The organism is Photorhabdus africana, from assembly GCF_035181445.1.
Lineage (GTDB): Bacteria > Pseudomonadota > Gammaproteobacteria > Enterobacterales > Enterobacteriaceae > Photorhabdus > Photorhabdus laumondii.
In genome coordinates this window covers 1-4651 of record NZ_JAXBVE010000086.1, presented here as the reverse complement: position 1 = coordinate 4651, position 4651 = coordinate 1, and the positions used below count along the sequence as shown (strand labels likewise).

Below are 4651 nucleotides of genomic sequence, written 5' to 3'. Positions count from 1 at the left end.
GTTACGATTGCCAATAAACATCTGCGCCCCTTCAAGCGCCTGATAACCGGCAATATTGACGCTGTGTTTACTGTCGCCATTGCCGATGTGCACCATCACATTATTATCCCCAAAAGCCAATGACTTAAAGCCCCCCATACCGACTTTGACGCCCACATTCGAGGTTCCCCAATTGAGCGCGGTAAACTCGCCATTCCCCACACCCACCTGAATATTACCCGAGTAACTTAACTGGTTATTCGAGATATAATTTGCATCAGTCTCAATGTTATTTTTGCGTTTCTCTGGCGCAGTGAAAATATCTGTATTATCCATAATCGCACCTTTGGCCGGCATCTCCGCATCCGCTGTACCGACACGCGAAAGATTGATATCGCTTGCAGCAATATGACGACGCACTCGCACTGAACGGGTTTCAAGTTCGCCTTTTTTATTCCAACTCAAGACGATTTTGTTATCAGCCAGCCTATTGACCCATTGACGGTGTTCATCCTCGGTAAATTTACGGCCGGTCACATCAACGGCGACTTTACTACGACGAGCCGAAACCGTGGTGTGAATACCCTGCGCTTTTAAGGCGGTAATAAAGCGACGGGCAAAGCCATCCCGTTTGTCATCACTTATCAGCGAACAACCCACGATGCTAATGTGGTCTGGTTTACCCGCCTGACTAAAGTTCTGTGTGAATTGTTTGAGTTTCACTGCCAGCTCATCTGCACTGTAACTACCCAGACGAGTATTATTCTGCTCTGATTTGCTACGACCATGCCCCACAATCTGCCAACGCAACTTGTCTGATGGTTTAAGTTGAGATGAATCACCATAGACAACACGGTATTTACCCTCAGAATCAAGCTGAACCACTACGCTGGAATCCGGGTGTTTACCCGCCAGATTAGCCGCTGCTTCGACGACTGCTGGGTCATCCTCCATTTGGATAATGATCTGACTATCAAAATGAGTTTCACGGCCATCGGTTTGTGGTGTTACCTCGACTGTTTGCCAGAGCTCAATGGGCTTATGAGCTAACCCTACTGCTGATGCGGCGTGCAAGCTATTAAGCAATTGAATACGCGGCACACTGGCTACATCGTCATATCTACGCAAGCCCCCCTTGGTAATAAGCTCATTCAGTAATGAAGTGCCGCCATTTTTCACCACAGCCGTTTCCAATACCTTATTTTTGCCAGATAATGCGGTTAAATCTTCCACAGGCGTGTGGCTTTTCTTTTTCGCTATTATTTCAAGCTGAACTTCCTGAAGTGCCTGAGCATAGTTAAACAACTCGGTTGGCGTCCAGACACCAAACTTTGGCAGCCACTTATGGCCGACAAGTTTATCTGCTCCCCCTGCTTTTAATATTCTGGCAACAATGCTTGAACAGTTATTCCTCAGCAGTTGGTAATGTTCATTAGGGTCATTGCTGATTTTACGCCATTTCGCCTGCATTGCCGCTACATCCAGACCTTCAAGGTTAATGCGAAATACGCGCCCTTGATCGGCTTCGCGGTCTTTAAAGTTCTGAATATCCGCCAACTCTCGCTCTTTAAATTGACGAATGACATTGGCAGTACGTTTTTCTATCAGTTGAGGGTCTTGGACATTTTTATTGGCTTGATATCGCAGTTCTTCCGCAAAAAACCTGCCAACATCTGCCCTCTCGTGTTCATAACCATTCCACATGTCAACAAATGGCTGGTATATCTGTTTAGGAATACCGGATGATTGCAGCAACCCAAGATCTGCCAATGCCATCATAGTAAAGTCTTCAGTAACATCTTTGAAGGCGACATCTACCCCCTGTGCCCATTGTAGCTTGCTAGTGAAACGTTGTAATTTATAGTCACCATCTCTCAGACCGAACTTATCACTCTCTTCGTAGGCGACATCTATTTCAAGGGCTCGATGATTCAACAACGGCCACCAACTGGCATAATTTCTCTTATTGATAAAGTCTGCGGTGTCCGCATTAACATACGCACGCCCCTGACCAATTTGCATTGCGCCGTGACCTAATAAGCTATGAGCACTTGGTTTCCAAACAAACAGTGTGGCACTTATTGGAGATAAATATTGCTCAATCGCCTGATGGATCTTTCTTAAACCAGAGACATCAATACCTTTCCCGTCGTTCGATAAATCGCTGGCTTTCAGATTCGAGAAGACGGCATCTGAAATATCTTGACCATATTCTTTAATAACCGCCGCTTTGACTTGCTCAACCGCCTTATCAGCACTTTCCGCTTGCTGATTAATATGAATATTTGCCTTACCCCGAGTAACAAAATCACCGTTTTCATCAATATAAAGGTGTTTTGAATCTTTAAGATTGGCACTGCCAAGCTTATCATACAGCCTACTGAAATCGCCTTGCCCTGGGATTTTTACGGTGGGCCCAGCAAGTGCCATCGACTCTTTAAAGCACGTGTCAATTTGAGACAATAAAGCTCTCATCGCCGGTACACGACCTGAGTCAGGGTGACCTAAGAGGTATCCTTCAACTTGTTGGCGCAAATCGAATAATTTTCTAACCACATTCAATATATAGTCTTTTCTGCCTTGTCGGATATCGTGATAACTCTCTAGCGCATCAATGACTTTTTCGTAATTATCACCCCGAATTTTACCCACCACCGATGCCGCTTCCTGAAACTCACTCACCGACATCAACTTTGGCAAGGGTTTCCAAGCGCTATCCACATTCTCCATAAGAATTTTAGTATTTATTTGATGATTAAATACAATCCGGTCTTCAAGGAAATATAACTCATCGGGTAACCGCGTATTATCGTCACCATTATCAAACCAATGGTTAACGTCGACGATTTTTTTTAGTACGGCAACGTTGAGCTCTTTTTTTTCACTTTCCCCCAATTCTTCCAGATTAACACCAGAAATTATCGGCACTTTTCTAATGAGTTCACGCGTCTCATGTAAAGGAGGTCCCATAATACTGTCAGATTGTGTTTCAATAGACCGAGGAATTAGCGAAACACCGGTATTTTTTGCACGAATTCCCGCGTTGATCTGCAACCGGCTAACAGCTTGTTTCGCACTCGCCAACGCTTGCAATTCTTCTTCGGTCAACCCTTGATAATATCGGTTTCCCGCTTCCAGCATTGATTCCGGATCAATATGGCTGCCGGTTTCTCCCGCCCCTGTTGACTCATAGGCATTTTCTTCTGACAAGCCGCTGCCACTTGCACCATTGCGAACAGGCTTGGCATTACTCAACTTCGCCCCTTTAGCATCCGCCTGGGTCTGAGCCGCTTTACTTTCCGCCGCCGCAGTATCACGCCGACCACGATTTTCTGCATTCTGATACGCGATATTGGCGTTATCCTTCGCCTTTTCCGCCTGCTGCTGTTGTAAAAGTGCTTCTTTTTTTCTCTGCTCTGCTTTTAATTGCGCCTCTACACCATCAACAATGGCCTTATCACGATTCTGTTTACCTTTTTCCGCTCCGGCTGCTGATAGCGCCACGGTATCTTTTACTTTTTGCTGTGTATCAATCGTATCCCGATGGATATCCGCCAGCCGTTTTTCTAATGTCGGCTTAATATCATCCAATCGTTTCTGGATGTCCTCAAAGATTCCACTCTCATAGTCAAGATAATGGCTCTCTAACCCACCACTCTCATTCGTTTCATCTTTAAGTGCTTTAAATTTGTCCGTTAGTAAAGTCAGCTCTTCCGTCACTGCCTGAGCTTCTGCTTTTATCGTAGCACGCTGCACTTGCCCATTGGTGTTTAACTCTGCATTATCCATTAATTCCAATTGAGTCCGCATTCCTGCAATTGCTACCAGTTGTTTCTCTTGTTCCTGTTCCAACAGTTGGCGATCTTCTTCCGCTTTTTCTCTATCGCTTAATGCATTTTGCGCTGCTTTACCCTGTCTCACATGTTCGGTAACCACATCGGTTTGTAGTGGGTTCTCAGATTTTGCAATAACGTTATCCAGAACATAGCCTACACCATCATTCAAACCGGTTCCTTTAAACTCAATGCGGTTGCTGCCCGCCTGTGCAATTAATTCCAACGTTTTACTTTGCCACTCTATTGCATTTCCAGAAGTTGAGAATACCCGTTTTCCATTCCAGAAAACTTCCATGCCATCGTTGATAACATGGGCATTGGAACGATGAGCAAAATCAAAACTCAGTGAAATCACTTCTCCTTCAGACAAGTTTTGCAGATCTTGGTAAATCGTGGTGCTTTTTTCCGTATCAAGTTCACTGACACGCTCTCCATGACCGGTAATATCAAGACCATAATCACTCGCTGAACCATAGGCCTCGATACCATGAGTTGACTGCCAACCCAACTCACCTTGTTCAAAGTCACCATTGACGATCAGATTTTCACTCTGATCTGACACCGATTGCGTTTTTTGACTCAAAGCACCTTCTATTGAACTGACGTCAAGCATCTCCACAGCTGTTACAGCACCATTGAGATGATGGGTTAAATCTGAATTTACCGGCGCAATTTCATCCAGATCAAAACCATTAATAGCAGAAACTTCCGCTAAATTGATCGCGCCTCTGCCTTTATGAGTGCCCGACGTGTTAGCTTCCTCCCCCTTCACCAGATAGTTGATTGCCTGACTGCCCATCACACCGAGTACAGTTTGTTTGATATTGTTGAAGAAA

1 protein-coding gene is annotated in these 4651 nt (G+C 44.9%); it reads right to left on the bottom strand.

Annotated features, from left to right (window positions below):
• Nucleotides 1-4651 (bottom strand): C80 family cysteine peptidase (locus SLS51_RS22485; protein WP_323840733.1); only part of this gene is annotated, 4651 nt, incomplete at both ends.